This is a genomic window from Oceanitalea stevensii (assembly GCF_014837105.1).
Taxonomy (GTDB): Bacteria; Actinomycetota; Actinomycetes; order Actinomycetales; family Actinomycetaceae; genus Oceanitalea; species Oceanitalea stevensii.
Genome location: NZ_JACSPO010000017.1, coordinates 18872 through 34717, shown reverse-complemented (window position 1 = coordinate 34717; position 15846 = coordinate 18872). Strand labels below are relative to the sequence as shown.

Below are 15846 nucleotides of genomic sequence, written 5' to 3'. Positions count from 1 at the left end.
CCTCCCCGCCGACAGCCGGATTCCTCCGCCCACGGGAGTCCCGGCCCCCTCTCTGCCCGCCGACAGCCGGATTTCTCCAGCCACGGGGGTCCCGGACCCCGCTCTTGCCGCCGACAGCCGGATTTCTCCAGCCACGGGGGTCCCGGCCATGCCCGACCTGCGCCGCCCGACGGCCTGGCTCTTCGGTAACGAGGCCCACGGGCTACGTCCCGAGGAGCGGGAGCTGGCCGACGCCGTCGTCGGGGTGCCGATCCACGGCCTGGCCGAGTCGCTCAACGTCGCCACGGCGGCGACCCTCTGCCTCTACGCCTCCGCCCGCGCCCAGCGCCGCTGAGGCGCCCCGCCCGGGCGCCCGTGGCACGATGCCGAGATGCGCCTCTTCGCCGCGCTGCGCCCGCCGCTCGACGTCCTCGACCACCTCGAGCAGACGCTGCAGACCGTCTCACCGCCGTGGCTGGGTGCCGGTCCGCCGCCCCTGCGGTGGGTGGCGCCCGAGCAGCGGCACGTGACGCTCGCCTTCTACGGCGAGGTTCCCGACGGCGCGCTGGAGGACCTCGCGGGCGCGCTCACCGCCGTCGGGGGTGAGTACGAGCCGCTGCGGCTCCAGCTCGCCGGCGCGGGCATCTTCTCCCGCGCGACGCTGTGGGTGGGGGTGCGCGCGCTCGACGACGACGCCGCGCTCGTCCGGCTCATGGCCGACTGCGGCGCCGCCGCCGAGGGCGTGTCGCACCTCGAGCCGCGGGACCGCCACCGCGCCCACCTCACGGTGGCCCGGCTCAGTGCCCGCCAGCACCGGGAGGAGGCGGACCGGCGACGACGGTCGCGGCGGGGCGAGGTACCGCGTGCGCCGTCGGTCGACCTGCCCGCGCTCGCCCACGCGCTGTCCCTCTACCGGGGCCCGGAATGGGAGGCGGGGGAGATCGAGCTCGTCCAGTCCCACCTCGGAGCTGGTCGCGGTGGTGGGCCGCACCACGAGGTCGTGGCCACGCTGCCGCTCGGCCGATAGCGCGGTTGTCCGCGGAGAATCCGGCTGTCGGCGCATGGGGAGGCGTTGGTGTGCGGGCGGAGGAATCCAGCTGTCGGCGCATGGGGGCGGCTGTCGGCGGGTGGGGGAAGGGGCTCCCGCGGGGAACGGGCGGTGTGGAAGGATGGTCACCATGCGCGGCGATCGTCGATTTAGTGGGCCCGTTCGGGTCCTGCGCTGACGCGCGCGCAGCCCGAGCGGGCACGACGACTACAGTCCTGTCCTGGATGCCGACAGGCACGACGACGCTCGGAAGGTTCGCATGACCACCCCACCCCTGTCCCCGCTCGACGCCGACGGCGTCGCAGCAGCCGTCGAGGAGGCGCTGGCCGCCGTCGCGGCCGCGACCACGCTGGAGGAGCTCAAGGCCGCGCGCCTGGCCCACACCGGTGACCACGCCGCCCTCACCCTCGCCAACCGCGAGATCGGTCGGCTGGAGGCCAAGGACAAGGCCACCGCCGGCAAGCTCCTCGGCCAGGCCCGTGGCCGCCTGCAGAAGGCGATCGCCGCCCGCCAGGCCGAGCTCGAGGTCGTGGAGGAGGAGCGCCGGCTGCGCGAGGAGCGCGTCGACGTCACCCTCCCGGTCGAGCGCCGCCCCCGCGGGGCCCGCCACCCCCTGGAGACCCTCCAGGAGGAGATCCGCGACTTCTTCGTCTCCATGGGCTGGGACATCGCCGAGGGCCCCGAGGTCGAGCACGAGTGGCTGAACTTCGACGCCCTCAACCACGGCCCGGACCACCCGGCCCGGCAGATGGCCGACACCTTCTACGTCCAGGGCACCGCCGAGCAGGACACCCCCGGCCTCGTGCTGCGCACCCACACCTCCCCGGTCCAGGCGCGCACCATGCTCAGCCGCGAGCTGCCCATCTACATCGCGTGCCCGGGCAAGGTGTTCCGCAACGACGCCCTGGACGCCACGCACACCCCGGTCTTCCACCAGGTCGAGGGCCTGGCCGTGGACAAGGGCCTGACCATGGCGCACCTCAAGGGCACCCTGGACCACTTCGCCCGCGCGATGTTCGGTCCCGAGGCGCGCACGCGCCTGCGCCCCAGCTTCTTCCCCTTCACCGAGCCCAGCGCCGAGATGGACCTGTGGTTCCCCCAGAAGAAGGGCGGCCCCGGCTGGATCGAGTGGGGCGGCTGCGGGATGGTCAACCCGCAGGTGCTCATCGCCGCGGGCATCGACCCGGACGTCTACACCGGCTTCGCCTTCGGCGTGGGCACCGAGCGCGCGCTCATGCTGCGCCACGGCATCGCCGACATGCACGACATCGTCGAGGGTGACATGCGCTTCTCCCTCCAGTTCGGCACCACCGGAAAGGGGAACTGACATGCCCTACGTCCCGCTGACCTGGCTCGCCGAGCACGTCGCCGTGCCCGAGGGCACCACCGCCGCCGACCTCGCCGCGGACCTCGTGCGCGTGGGCCTGGAGGAGGAGGCGGTCATCCCGCCCGCCGTCACCGGCCCGCTCGTCGTCGGTCGCGTCCTGTCGCTCGAGACCGAGGAGCACAAGAACGGCAAGGCGATCAACTACTGCCGCGTCGACGTCGGCCCCGAGCACAACGACGCCCCCGGCGAGGGGAAGGAGCCCGCGGACGTGCCCTCCCGCGGCATCGTCTGCGGCGCCCACAACTTCTCCGTCGGTGACGACGTCGTCGTCGCCCTGCCCGGCACCACGCTGCCCGGCGACTTCCACATCGCCGCCCGCAAGACCTACGGGCACACCTCCGACGGCATGATCTGCTCGGCCCGCGAGCTCGGCCTCGGTGAGGACCACAGCGGCATCATCGTGCTGAGCGAGTTCCTCCCCGACGTCCCGACGCCGCGGCCCGGCGCCGACGCGATCGCGCTGCTCGGCCTGGGTGCGGAGATCCTCGAGATCAACGTGACGCCCGACCGCGGCTACTGCTTCGCCATGCGCGGCGTCGCCCGCGAGTACTCCCACGCGACCGGGGCCGCCTTCACCGACCCCGGCCTGCCGGAGAACCTCCCCGCCGGCCCGCCGCCGGCCGCCACCGAGGACGGCTTCGCCGTCGAGGTCGACGACGCCGCACCCGTGGGCGGCAACGTCGGCTGCGACCGCTTCGTCACCCGCATCGTCCGCGGCATCGACCCGTCCGCGCCCTCGCCGTCGTGGCTCACCGAGCGGCTCGTCCAGGCGGGCATGCGCCCGATCTCCCTGGCCGTGGACGTCACCAACTACGTCATGCTCGACCTCGGCCAGCCGCTGCACGCCTACGACCTCGCCGCCGTGAGCGCGCCGGTCGTCGTGCGTCGCGCCGCGGCGGGGGAGGAGCTCACCACCCTCGACGACGTGCGCCGCACCCTGCACCCCGAGGACCTCCTCATCACAGACTCGCCCGACGGCGCACGCGGCAGCCGCGTCCTCGGCCTCGCCGGCGTCATGGGCGGGGCGGAGACCGAGGTCGGTCCCGGCACCACCGACGTCCTCATCGAGGCCGCGCACTTCGACCCGGTGTCCGTCGCGCGCACGGCGCGCCGGCACAAGCTGCCCAGCGAGGCCGCCAAGCGCTTCGAGCGCGGCGTCGACCCGCAGCTGCAGGCCGTGGCCGCGCAGCGTGCCGTCGACCTCCTCGTCGAGCACGGCGGCGGCACCGCCGACCCGGCCGTCAGCGACCTCGACACGACGTCCCGTCCCGCCCCGGTCCGGCTCCGGCTGGACGAGCCGCGCCGGCTCACCGGCGTCGACTACCCGGCCGAGCAGGTCGTCGAGCTCCTCACCACGATCGGCGCGACGGTGAGCGAGGCCGACGCCGACGGCGTCGTCACCGTGACCCCGCCGAGCTGGCGCCCGGACCTCGTGGGCCCGGCCCACCTCGTCGAGGAGGTCGCGCGCCTCGCCGGCTACGACGCGATCCCCTCGATCCTCCCGGCCGCGCCCGCCGGCCGCGGGCTCACGCCGGGTCAGCGCCACCGCCGCGACGTGGCGCGTGCCCTGGCCGACTTCGGCCTCGTCGAGGTGCTGTCCTACCCGTTCATCGGGGACACCCACGAGCGTCAGCAGCTGCCCGCGGACGACGAGCGCCGCCTCACCCTGCGCCTGGCCAACCCGATGGCCGAGGACGCGCCGGCGATGCGGACCTCCCTGCTCGACTCGCTCCTCGACACCGCGCGCCGCAACGTCAGCCGCGGCCTGGAGGACACCCGGGTCTTCGAGCTCGGGCTCGTCACCCGCCCCGCCGGGGTGGGCGCGGCGTCCTCGCCGGGCGTGGACGGCCGTCCCTCCGACGAGGAGATCGTCGCCCTGCACGCCGCGGTCCCGCACCAGCCGCGGCACGTCGCCGGCGTCCTCACCGGCAAGGTCGTCCCCGACGGAGCGCGCGGCCCCGGCCGCAGCGCCGACTGGGCCGACGCTGTCGACGCCGTCCACGCGGTGGCCGGCGCGGTGGGCGTGAGCGTCGAGCTGGCGGCCGCCGAGCGTGCCCCCTGGCACCCCGGCCAGTGCGCCGCGGTGTCGGCCGGCGGGCGGGTGGTCGGGTACGCCGGCCAGCTGCACCCGCGCGTCGTCGCCGCCTTCGACCTGCCCCCCGGTGCCGTCGCCTTCGAGGTCGACCTCGACGCGCTGACCGCCGCCGCGGGGGACCAGCCGGTCCAGCCGACGCCCGTGTCCACCTACCCGCCGGGCAAGGAGGACATCGCGCTCGTCGTCGACGACGCGGTGCCCGCGGCCGAGGTCCTCGCCGTCGTCCGCGAGGGCGCCGCCGAGCTCGGTGAGGAGGTGCGCCTCTTCGACGTCTACACCGGCGAGCAGCTCGGCGAGGGGAAGAAGTCGCTGGCGTTCGCGCTGCGGCTGCGCGCCGCGGACCGGACGCTGACGGCGGAGGAGACCGCCGCGGTGCGCGAGCGGATCGTCACGCTCGCCGCTGAGCGGGTCGGGGCGGTGCTCCGTGGCTGAGGTCGCCGCCGCCCAGACGGCGCTCGTCACCGGGGCCTCCCGCGGCATCGGCCGTGAGCTCGCCATCGGCCTCGCCCGCGCGGGGCTGGACGTCGCCCTCCTCGCCCGCGACGAGCGGCTCCTCGAGTCGACCGCGGAGGAGGTCCGGGCGGCCGGGCGCCGCGCCGTCGTCCTCACCGCCGACGTCACCGACGCCGACGCCGTCCAGGCCGCCGTCCGGCGCGCCGAGGACGAGCTCGGGTCGGTCGACCTCCTCGTCAACAACGCCGGCGTCATCGACGCCGAGGTTCCGCTGTGGGAGACCGACCCCGAGCGGTGGTGGTCGGTCGTCGAGACCAACGTGCGGGGCCCGTTCCTCCTCACCCACGCCGTCGTGCCGGGGATGCTCGCCCGCGGCGGGGGCCGGGTGATCGACGTCAACTCCGGCTCCGGCACCCGCGACTTCGCCGAGGCGACGGCCTACACGGTCTCCAAGACGGCGCTGTTCCGGATCGGCGGCGCGCTTCACGAGGCCGGCTTCGAGCGGGGCCTGCGGGCCTTCGAGCTCGCGCCGGGCGTCGTGCGCACCGACATGACAGGGTCGATGCGTCTCCATGAGGGGCGCACCGACTGGACCGACCCGGCCGACGTCGTCGCGCTCGTCGTCACGATCGCCCGCGGGGAGGTCGACGCCCTGTCCGGCTGCTACGTGCGGGCAGGTACGGACACCCCGGACTCGTTGCGCGAGATGGTCGCGCGCGGGCTGTCGGGCGACGAGCGCCGCCTGCGCATCGTCTAGCGGATTCCGCACGAACGTGAGGGGTTCGGGGCCGTCACGGATCCGAACCCCTCACGTCGTTCGCAGCGCTGGTCAGCGCGGCGTCGTGTCCCCGTCCGCGGCGTGCCTGCCGTGGGTGGGGTCCTCGTCCGGGTGCGGCCGGTCGGCCGCCTCCCGGGTGATGTCGCCGTCCGCGGAGAGGTCGGGGTCGAGGGCGTCGGCGTCGGCACGCTCGCGCTCCACCTGGGAACGTGCCTCCTCGGCGGCCTCGGTGCGCTTGCGCGCCTCCTGCTCGAGGCGGTCCGCCTCGACACGGGCTCGCTGCGCGTCGGCCTGCTGCTGGAGGGCAGCGGCCTCCCGTTCGCGCGCCGCGATGTCCTGCTCCTCCGCGTGCGCCCGCAGGTCACGCGCGTGCTCGCGGTTCTCACGCTCGCGCCGTGCGCGCTCCTCCTGCTGCCGCTGCTTGCGCTTCTTGGAGGCCGAGAGCACGAGGGCGATGACGATCGCCAGCACCACGACCCCGATGACGATCCAGACCCAGGGTTCCATCACTCGCTCCTGTTCGTAGAGGGTCCGCCCATAGAACTGGACATGCGGGGCCTCCGCGACCGGGGGCGCCTCCCAGTCGGGTGGTGGGGCATGCCCCACCACGAGCACGCCGGGACGCCCTCCTGACTGCGCCGGCGCCGGCGGGAAGGCTGGAGCCATGAACACGACACCGCCCACCACCGTCCCGGTCCAGCACCCGGCCAACCCCCTAGGATCGACCGGTGGCCCCGGCCGGCCGCACCGAGAAGAGGCAGACGTGACCGCGAGCTCCCGCCCGCGCCGGCTCCTGGGGCGCACCGCCCGGGAGAGCGGCTACCTCCTGCTGTCCTTCCCGCTCGCCGTCGTCGGCTTCGTCCTGGCCGTCACGACCGTCACGGTCGGCGTCACCGCGCTCGCCGCCTTCCTCCTCGGCCTGCTGGTCCTCGCCGCGGGTCTGGCCGCGGCCCGGGCGGTGGGCAGCCTCGAGCGCCGCCGCCTCGCCGAGGTCGGGTTCCCGCTGCCCGCCGTGCTGCCCTACCGAGGCGGCCAGCGGGGGACAGCGTGGGTCCGGGGGCGCCTCACCGACGCGCAGGCCTGGCTCGACCTGCTCTTCCAGGTCCTCAACTTCCCGATCTCGGTCGCGTCCTTCGTCCTCACGATCACGTGGTGGTCGGTGGGTCTCGGCGGCCTCACCTACCCGCTGTACTCGTGGGCGCTGCCCGAGGGCGACATCGGCCTCGCCGACCTGCTCGGCGCGTCCGGCCCGGTGCTCGACAACGCGATCACCGTGCTCACCGGCGTCCTCTTCCTCGCCTCCGCGCCGTGGGTCGTGCGCGGGCTGGTGCACGTCCACCACGCCTGGGCCCGCCTCACCCTCGCCGGCACCAGCCACGCCGCCCTCGAGCAGCGGGTGAGCACGCTCACCGAGAGCCGGGCCGCCGTCGTCGGTGCCGAGGCGGAGACGCTGCGGCGCATCGAGCGTGACCTCCACGACGGCCCCCAGCAGCGCCTCGTGCGCCTGTCGATGGACCTGCAGGCCGCTCAGCGCCGCCTCGCCGACGGGGACCGCGAGGCCACCAGCGCCCTGCTCACCGAGAGCCTCGAGCACGTCCAGGGCAGCCTCGCCGAGCTCCGGACCCTCTCGCGGGGCATCGCGCCGCCGATCCTCGTCGACCGCGGTCTCGCGGCCGCCGTCGTCTCCGCCGCCGGGCAGAGCCCGATCCCCGTCGAGACCGACATCGCCCTCGCCCCCGGCCAGCGCCTGGCCCCCGCGCGCGAGTCCGCCGCCTACTTCGTCGTCACCGAGGCGCTGACCAATGCCGCCAAGCACTCCGCCGCCTCGAGGGTGGCCGTCCGGGTGGGCATCGACGACGACGGCGTGCTCCGCGTCGTCGTCGCCGACGACGGCGTGGGTGGGGCGCACCCGGGCAAGGGCCACGGGCTGGCCGGGCTGCGGGACCGGCTCGCCGGCGTCGACGGCGAGCTGCACGTCGAGAGCGCGGACGGACGCGGCACCGTGGTGAGCGCGGCGATCCCGTAGCATCCCGGCGTGCGCGTCGTGCTGGCCGAGGACTCGGTCCTGCTGCGCGAGGGCCTCGTCCGCCTCCTCGAGGAGGCCGGCTGCGAGGTCCTCGCGGCGGTCGGCGACGGCGAGCAGCTCCTCGCCGCCGCGCGCGAGCACCGGCCCGACGTCGCCGTCGTCGACGTCCGGATGCCGCCGTCGTTCACCGACGAGGGCCTGCGGGCGGCGCTCGCCGTCCGCGAGGAGCTGCCCGGGACGGCGGTGCTCGTCCTGTCCCAGTACGTCGAGGAGTCCTACGCCGGCGACCTGCTCGCCACCGGCGGGGGAGTGGGCTACCTCCTCAAGGACCGGGTGTCCGCGCTCGCGGAGCTGTCCCAGGCGCTGGAGCGGCTCGTCGCGGGTGGCACCGTGCTCGACCCAGCCGTCGTCTCCCAGCTCTTCGCCGCGCGCCGTGCCCGCCCGCTGGACCGGCTCACGCCGCGGGAGCGGGAGGTCCTCGGCCTCATGGCGGAGGGCCGGACCAACCCGGCGATCGCCCGGGCGCTGGTCGTCACGCCCAAGGCCGTGGAGAAGCACGTGTCGGCGATCTTCGACAAGCTCGACCTGCCGCCCTCGACGGACGACCACCGGCGCGTGCTCGCGGTGCTTGAGTGGTTGCGGGGCCATGAGGACGGCATCTGACCGCGGCGGGCCGTAGCGTCGCGTCATGGTGACCGACCAGGACATCGCGCGGTGGCGACTGCGCACCCAGCACCTCACGGAGCCCGCCCCGGACGCGCGGGCAGTCGTCCGCGGTCTGCTCGCGGTCCAGGGGGAGAACCGGCAGCAGGCGGGGTGGGCGGTCGCGTGCCGGACGGTCCGGCCCCGGGCCGCGGAGCTCGACGCGCTCCTCGCGGCCGGGGACGTCGTGCGCACCCACGTGCTGCGTCCTACGTGGCACTTCGTCGCGGCGGAGGACATCGGGTGGCTGCTGGAGCTCACCGCGCCGCGGGTGCGGCCGGTGCTCCTCCGCCAGCTCACCGAGCTGCACGGGTGGGCCCCGGCCGAGCTCGACCGCGCGGCCACCACCGTGTGCGAGGCGCTGGCGGCGCAGCCCGACCAGGACCGCGGGCAGCTCGGCGCGGCGCTCGCCGAGCGGGGGCTCGCCGCGTCCGGCCAGGTCGTCATGCTCCTGCTCGGCCTCCTCGAGCTCGACCGGCTCGTGTGCAGCGGCCGGGAGCGCGAGGGCACCCACACCTACGCGCCGTTCGACGACCGGGTAGTCGCCCCGCGGCGGCTGGAGCGGGAGGAGGCGCTCGGCGAGCTCGCGTGGCGCTACGTCGCCGGGCACGGGCCGGCGACCGAGCGCGACCTCGCCTACTGGGCGACCCTCACCCTCACCGACGTGCGGCGTGGACTCGACCGCTGCCGCGAGCGGCTCGAGACCTTCACCCACGACGGCCGCACGTACTGGCACACGCCCGGCTCGGCGCCTTCGGGACCGGGGACGCCCGCCGGGCACCTCCTCCAGCTGCTCGACGAGACGTACCGGGGCTACCAGGACAGCCGGATGGTGCTCGACGCCGCGGGCGTGGTGCCCCGCGGACGGGAGGCGGCGATCGGGATGGCGCTCGTCGACGCCCAGCTCGTCGGCAGCATGCGGCGCACGGTCGGCACGCGCGTCCGCTTCGACGTCGTGCCCTACCGGCCGCTCTCCACCGCCGAGGAGGCCGCGCTCGAGGAGGCGGCCGGGCGCTACGGGGCCTTCCTCGACCACGAGCCGGAGCTGCGCATCCACCGGTAGAACCGGACGAAAGTCCCTCGCGGCCCGGCCACGGGGCGGCGACAGTGGAGATATGCGCATCCTCGTCGTCGCCGCGTCCAAGCACTCCTCGACCGCCGAGGTCGCCGACACGATCGGCGCGGAGCTCGAGTCCCTCGGCCACGCCGTCCGGCGGGAGCCGGTCGGGACCGCCGAGGCCGGTGACGCCGAGGCGGTGGTCCTCGGCTCCGCGGTCTACATGTCGCGGTGGATGGCGCAGGCACGCGAGTTCGCCGAGCGGAACGCCGCGGCGCTCGCGGCCCTGCCCACGTGGGTGTTCTCCGTCGGCCTGGCCGGCGCCGAGGCCGACGACCCGCTGCGGATCGAGCGCGCCGTGCTCGCGGGGGTCGACCCCGTGGGAGCGACCGTATTCAGCGGCCGCCTCGACCCGGCCGTGCTCAACCTGCGCGAGCGCTCGGTCACCCGGCTGACGAAGGCACCAGAGGGCGACCTGCGCGACTGGACCGCCATCCGCGCCTGGGCGCGCTCGATCGACCGGGAGCTGCGCGAGCACCTCGCCCCCGCGCGGTGAGCCGACGGCGGTAGCGGCTGTCCCGGCTTCTCACACCGGCCCCCGCGAGGGTGTGCGTTCTTCCTAACGCACGGTTCACCGTGGGAACGACCCGACGAAACACGGCCCTCCTAGCGTCCCTGGTACCGACCGGGACCTACTGGAGGAGCCGCCATGACCGCCCCGACGAGACCGACCGAGCAGCTCGCGCCGCACCCGTCCGACGCCACACCGGCCGGCACCGCCCCGACCGCGGGCGGGCACCGCCGTTCGGGCCGGTGGATCGACCACTGGGACCCCGAGGACGCCACCTTCTGGCACGACGGCGGGAGGCGGGTCGCGTCCCGGAACCTCCGGATCTCCGTCTTCGCCGAGTTCGTCGGCTTCGCCGTGTGGGCGCTGTGGTCGATCGTCGTGCCGCAGCTCCCGGCCGCCGGGTTCGTCCTGACGATCGACCAGCAGTTCTGGCTCGTCGCCGTGCCGAGCCTCGTCGGCGCGACGCTGCGCATCCCGTACACCTTCGCCGTGCCACTGTTCGGGGGACGCAACTGGACGATCGTGTCCGCGCTCCTCCTCCTGCTCCCCACGGTGGCCCTCGCCCTCGTCGTCCAGCGCCCGGACACCTCCTTCGGCCTCCTGCTCGCCGTGGCGGCGCTCGCCGGCTTCGGCGGTGGCAACTTCGCCTCCTCGATGGCGAACATCTCCTTCTTCTACCCCGAACGGGAGAAGGGCAAGGCGCTCGGGCTCAACGCCGCCGGCGGCAACCTCGGGACGGCCGCGGTCCAGCTCGCGGTGCCGCTGGTCATCACCGTCGGGGCCGGCGTCGCGCTGGAGCGGGCGGGGCTCATGATGGTGCCGTTCATCGTGCTCGGGGCCGTCCTCGCGTGGCGCTGCATGGACAACCTCTCGGCGGCGCGGGCCGACCCCCGGTCCTTCGCCGCGGCCGCGCGCAACAAGCACACGTGGATCATCTCCTTCCTCTACATCGGCACCTTCGGCTCGTTCATCGGCTACGCCGGGGCGTTCCCGATGCTGCTGGGCGCCCAGTTCCCCGGGGCGGGGCTGTCCATCGCCTTCCTCGGCGCGCTCGTCGGCTCCCTGACCCGCCCGCTCGGCGGCGTCATCGCCGACCGGGTGGGCGGCACCCCCGTGACGATCGCCTCGTACGGCACCATGGCGCTCGGGGCCCTCGGCGCGATCCAGGCACTCGAGCGGGACAGCTTCGGCCTGTTCTTCGGCTCCTTCCTCCTCCTCTTCGTGGCCACCGGCGTGGGCAACGGCTCGACGTACCGGATGATCCCGGCGGTCTTCCAGGCCAGCGCGACCGGCGACGGCGCGCCCGGTGACGTCCGTGCCCGCGCCCGGCAGGCCGCGGCGGGCTGCATCGGCATCGCCGGAGCCGTCGGGGCCTTCGGCGGCTTCCTCATCCCGCGCGGGTTCGCGGCGTCGACCAGCATGACCGGCTCCCTCGTCCCGGCCCTGTGGGCCTTCATCGGCATGTACGCCGTCATGGCGCTCGTCGCGTGGGCCGTGTACCGGCGTCCCGGTGCGGCGCTCGCGGGCGCGAGGATCTGAGCGGGTGCGGAGCATGACGACGACGACGCCCGCCGCGCGCACGGTCGCCGGTCCGACCACGGCCGACACCCACTGCCCCTACTGCGCGCTCCAGTGCGCCATGTCCCTCGCCGCCGAGCCCGACCGCACCGTCACCGTCGCCCCCCGCCAGTTCCCCACGAACCGGGGCGGCCTGTGCCAGAAGGGCTGGACCAGCGCGGCCGTGCTCGGCGCCCCGGACCGGCTCACCACGCCTCTGCTGCGAGGGACGGACGGCGAGCTCCACCCGGCGAGCTGGGACGAGGCCCTCGACGTCGTGGCCCGCTCGGTGGTCGGCATCCAGCAGACCCACGGCCGTGACGCGGTGGCCGTCTTCGGGGGTGGGGGCCTGACCAACGAGAAGGCGTACGCGCTCGGCAAGTTCGCCCGGACCGTGCTCCGCACCGCGAACATCGACTACAACGGCCGGTTCTGCATGGCCTCCGCCGCCGCCGGCGCGAACCGGGCGTTCGGTGTCGACCGTGGGCTGCCCTTCCCGCTCACCGACCTCGCCGGTGCCGACGCCGTCCTCCTGCTCGGCTCCAACCTCGCCGAGACCATGCCCCCGTCGGTGCAGCACCTCACCGGCGTGCGCTCGCGCGGTGGACTCGTCGTCGTGGACCCACGGCGCAGCGCGACGGCGGCACTTACCGGGGAGCCCCACGACGTCCCGGCGGCCGGTGGTGCCGGCCCGGTGGGCGACCAGGGCGTGCACGTCCAGCCCGTCCCGGGCACCGACCTCGTCGTGCTGCTCGCGCTGCTGCACGTCGTCGTCACCGAGGGGCTCCTCGACATGGAGTTCGTGACGGCGCGCACCACCGGCTTCGGTGACGTGCGGCGTTCCGTGGCCGCGTGGTGGCCCGAGCGGGCGGAGACGGTGTGCGGGGTGCCCGCCGAGCGGCTGCGCCACGTCGCGCGGCTCCTCGCCGCCGCCTCACCCGCCCGCGGCGGCGCGGGCGCCTACGTGCTCACCGGCCGCGGCGTCGAGCAGTCGACCCAGGGCACCGCGACCGTGACCGCCGCGATCAACCTCGCCCTCGCGCTCGGCCTCCCCGGCCGCCGCGGCTCCGGCTACGGGGCGGTCACCGGCCAGGGCAACGGGCAGGGCGGGCGCGAGCACGGGCAGAAGGCCGACCAGCTCCCCGGCTACCGCTCGATCACCGACCCGGCCGCCCGTGCCCACGTCGCCGCCGTGTGGGGCGTGGCGCCGGCCTCGATTCCCGGTCCGGGACGCCCGGCCGTCGAGCTGCTCCAGTCGCTCGGCGTTCGCGGCGCGGGCGCCGACACCGAGGACGGGCGGCCGCGCGCGCTGCTCGTCCACGGGTCCAACCTCGTCGTCAGCGCACCGGACGCCCAGCGCGTCGAGGCCAAGCTCCGGGCCCTGGACCTGCTCGTCGTCTGCGACGTCGTGCCCTCCGAGACCGCCCTGCTCGCCGACGTCGTCCTCCCGGTCACCCAGTGGGCCGAGGAGGAGGGCACGATGACCTCGCTCGAGGGGCGCGTCATCCGCAGACGCCAGGTGCTGGCGCCGCCCGGCGAGGCACGCTCGGAGCTGTGGGTCCTCGCCGAGCTGGCCCGCCGCCTCGGGTCGACCGTCGCGTTCCCCACCGAGCCCGCCACCGTCTTCGCCGAGCTCGCACGGGCGTCGGCGGGCGGCGTCGCCGACTACTCCGGGCTCAGCCACGCACGCCTCGACACGGACGAGGCAGCCGGTGGCCCGGGCCTGTTCTGGCCGGTCCCCGCCTCCGACGACGCCGCAGCGCCCCATCCCGGCACACCGCGCCTGTTCCTCGACCGCTTCGGCACGCCGGACGGGCGGGCGCGGATGGTCGCCGTCGACCACGTCGGCCCCAGCGACGACGTGCGGGCCGACGCCCCGGTGTACCTCGTCACCGGCCGCGTCCTGCAGCACTACCAGTCGGGCGCGCAGACGCGCCGCGTGCCCGAGCTCGTGCGCGTCGCGGCGGCGCCGTTCGTCGAGATGCACCCGCTGCTCGGCGCACGTCTCGGGATCGCCGACGGGGAGCGGGTGCGGCTGACCTCGAGCCGCGGCCACGTCGAGGCCGCCACGCGGTGGACCGACCGCATCCGGCCCGACACGGTGTTCATGCCGTTCCACTGGGGTGGCGCCGGCAGCGTCAACCGGGTGACGACCGACGCGACCGACCCCGTCTCCGGCATGCCGGAGTTCAAGGTGTGCGCGGTGGAGGTGCGCCGCGCGGAGCGCGCCGACGGCACGGAGGTGGTCGCGTGAGCCCCGTCGGTGCCCCGAGGTGGCGCGTCGTCGTCGTCGGCAACGGCATGGTCGGCTCCCGGTTCGCGAACGACCTCGTCGCGTGCCTGAGCGACGACGAGGTGAGCGCCGTCGAGATCACGGTGCTCGGCGCCGAGGAGTACGAGCCCTACAACCGCGTCCTGCTCAGCGAGGTCGTCGCCGGGAAGGTCGACCTCGCGGCGATCGGTCTGCCCGGCGCGGACGACGACCGCGTGACGGTGCGCCGCGGCACCGAGGCCATCGCCATCGACCGCTCCGCGCGCCGCGTCATCACCGCCGACGGCGCCTACCCCTACGACGCGGTCGTCCTCGCGACCGGCGCCGCGGCCCGGGTCCCGGACATCTGCGGGATCACGGACCAGGCGGGGGGCCTCCCGCGTGGCGCGCACGTCCTGCGCACGCTGGACGACGCGCGCGGGATCGTCGCCGCCTCGGTCAACGCGCGGCACGCCGTCGTCATCGGGGCGGGCGTGCTCGGTCTCGAGGTGGCGTGCGGCCTGGCGTACCGGGGAGTGCCGGTGAGCGTCGTGCACGGTGGTGCGAGCCCGATGGACCGTCAGCTCGGCACGGACGCCGGGCGCGTCGTCGAGGCGAGCCTGGCCCGCCTCGGGGTGCACACGTGGACGGACGCGCGGACCGAGCGGGTCCGTACTGACCGGCACGGGCGTGTCTGCGGGGTCGAGCTCCGCACACCCGACGACGCAGCGGATGTGCCGTCGTCGGGCGCGGCGGGAGGGGCGAACCTGGTGGACATCGAGGCGGACCTCGTCGTGCTCGCGTGCGGCGCCACCCCCGAGACGGGCCTGGCGCGGGCCGCGGGCCTAGCGGTCGGCCGGGGCGTGGTCGTGGGTGACGACCTCGCCAGCCCGGACGACGCGCGCGTCTTCGCGATCGGGGACTGCGCGGAGCCGCCCGAGGGCGGTACCGGCCTCATCGCGCAGGGGTGGGACCAGTCCCGGCGCCTCGCCGCCGCTCTCGCCTCGGCCGTCCGACCGCGTGAGGACGCGCCCGTCGGCGGGTCCACGGCCACGGGCCGCCTCCCCGACCACCGGCCGGCGGGCACCGGTGAGGGGGACCGGCCCAGCATGGCGCTGCGGCTGGCGACGAGCGCCGTGGTGCGTCCGGTGGCGCCCGAGCCGGAGCCCGGAACGCCTGCGGGGGGCGCGCCCGCCCGAGCGGCCGTCACCGGGGTCGATGTCGTCCGCGTCAAGGCCGTCGGCCTGGAGATCGTGACGATGGGGGTGTCCGGTGCGGCTCGCGCGCCCGAGCACCGGGCGCTGACGCTGAGCGACCCGGCGTCCGGGCGACACGTCGAGGTCGTCGTCGCCGACGGGCGGCTCGTCGGCGCGACGTGCGTCGGTGCGGCGGACGTCGGCGCCGACCTCACTGCCACCTACACCCGGCGTGTGCCCGTCCCGGCGGACCCGGCCCACCTGCTGCTGCGGCCGGTGGCGCCCCCTCCGGTCCAGGCGGCGACTCCCACCCAGATGCCCGACCAGACCACCGTCTGCCAGTGCAACGGCGTCACCAAGGGTGACCTCGTGGCGTGCTGGCACGACGGTGCACGGAGCGTGGCCGACCTCGCCCGCGGGACGCGCGCCACGACCGGGTGCGGCGGGTGCAGGGACGTCGTCTGCGGCATCGCGGACTGGTTGGCGGCCGCGGACCCGTCCGACGACGGGGTGCGCGACACCGCGGCGAGCGGCACCGCCGGGCGCCCCGTCCTCTCACCGCACCCGCAACGTTCGTGAAACAGCATTTACCTCGACGCAACAAGCGCGGAACGACCGGGAAACCACGGCTCCGTAGCGTCGGGAGCACCGGACCCACACCCGAACCGGACGGGGCGAGGCACTCGCCCCACCACATGTCAGGAGATCGTCGTGACCGGACCCCAGACCGATCCCACCCCGCAGGG

The 15846-nt window shown here is 75.3% G+C and carries 13 protein-coding genes; 12 read left to right on the top strand and 1 reads right to left on the bottom strand.

Annotated features, from left to right (window positions below; genetic code table 11):
- From H9624_RS17060 to H9624_RS15825, 5 genes are all read left to right on the top strand, one after another.
- The coding region (locus tag H9624_RS17060; protein ID WP_504740267.1) for a TrmH family RNA methyltransferase at positions 1-334 on the top strand (334 nt) is incomplete at its 5' end.
- A gap of 36 nt (positions 335-370) precedes the next feature.
- Entirely contained in the window at positions 371-1006 is a 636-nt protein-coding gene (thpR, locus tag H9624_RS15840; protein ID WP_251840866.1) for an RNA 2',3'-cyclic phosphodiesterase, read from the top strand.
- 280 nt (positions 1007-1286) lie between these two features.
- Positions 1287-2354: a phenylalanine--tRNA ligase subunit alpha gene (pheS, locus tag H9624_RS15835; RefSeq protein WP_251840865.1), complete on the top strand. Its 1068-nt coding sequence runs from the start codon at positions 1287-1289 to the stop codon at positions 2352-2354.
- A gap of 1 nt (position 2355) precedes the next feature.
- Complete coding sequence (gene pheT / locus H9624_RS15830) at positions 2356-4941, top strand: phenylalanine--tRNA ligase subunit beta (protein ID WP_251840864.1); 2586 nt, start codon at positions 2356-2358, stop codon at positions 4939-4941.
- Positions 4934-5719 (top strand): SDR family NAD(P)-dependent oxidoreductase, encoded by a 786-nt coding sequence (locus H9624_RS15825; protein WP_251840863.1) that lies wholly within the window; start codon positions 4934-4936, stop codon positions 5717-5719. The genes pheT and H9624_RS15825 overlap by 8 nt, the downstream gene beginning before the upstream one ends.
- Before the next feature lie 72 nt (positions 5720-5791).
- Here H9624_RS15825 and H9624_RS15820 read toward each other — a convergent pair whose 3' ends face one another.
- The gene (locus H9624_RS15820) at positions 5792-6247 is read right to left on the bottom strand and encodes a hypothetical protein (RefSeq protein ID WP_251840862.1); all 456 of its coding nucleotides are present in this window, start codon (positions 6245-6247) and stop codon (positions 5792-5794) included.
- A 157-nt stretch (positions 6248-6404) separates the two neighbouring features.
- On the opposite strand from H9624_RS15820, the gene H9624_RS15815 reads away from it, so the two are divergent.
- The 7 genes from H9624_RS15815 to H9624_RS17015 all read left to right on the top strand — a co-directional run bounded on the left by H9624_RS15815 (position 6405) and on the right by H9624_RS17015 (position 15679).
- Positions 6405-7766, top strand: coding sequence for a sensor histidine kinase (locus H9624_RS15815; protein ID WP_251840861.1), 1362 nt, complete (start codon positions 6405-6407; stop codon positions 7764-7766).
- 9 nt (positions 7767-7775) lie between these two features.
- On the top strand, positions 7776-8429 hold the full coding sequence (locus H9624_RS15810; protein WP_251840860.1) for a response regulator transcription factor: 654 nt from the start codon (positions 7776-7778) through the stop codon (positions 8427-8429).
- 25 nt (positions 8430-8454) lie between these two features.
- A complete protein-coding gene (locus H9624_RS15805) occupies positions 8455-9531 on the top strand; it encodes a DNA glycosylase AlkZ-like family protein (protein ID WP_251840859.1) in 1077 nt (358 codons plus the stop codon).
- 52 nt (positions 9532-9583) lie between these two features.
- Positions 9584-10081: a flavodoxin domain-containing protein gene (locus tag H9624_RS15800; protein ID WP_251840858.1), complete on the top strand. Its 498-nt coding sequence runs from the start codon at positions 9584-9586 to the stop codon at positions 10079-10081.
- Positions 10082-10234: 153 nt separating this feature from the next.
- Positions 10235-11635 (top strand): MFS transporter, encoded by a 1401-nt coding sequence (locus tag H9624_RS15795; RefSeq protein WP_251840857.1) that lies wholly within the window; start codon positions 10235-10237, stop codon positions 11633-11635.
- A 13-nt stretch (positions 11636-11648) separates the two neighbouring features.
- Positions 11649-13907 carry a molybdopterin oxidoreductase family protein gene (locus tag H9624_RS15790; protein ID WP_251840856.1) on the top strand — a complete coding sequence of 753 codons (2259 nt, stop codon included), beginning with the start codon at positions 11649-11651 and terminating at the stop codon, positions 13905-13907.
- Positions 13904-15679 (top strand): FAD-dependent oxidoreductase, encoded by a 1776-nt coding sequence (locus H9624_RS17015; RefSeq protein WP_251840855.1) that lies wholly within the window; start codon positions 13904-13906, stop codon positions 15677-15679. The genes H9624_RS15790 and H9624_RS17015 overlap by 4 nt, the downstream gene beginning before the upstream one ends.
- Positions 15680-15846 lie beyond the last annotated feature (167 nt).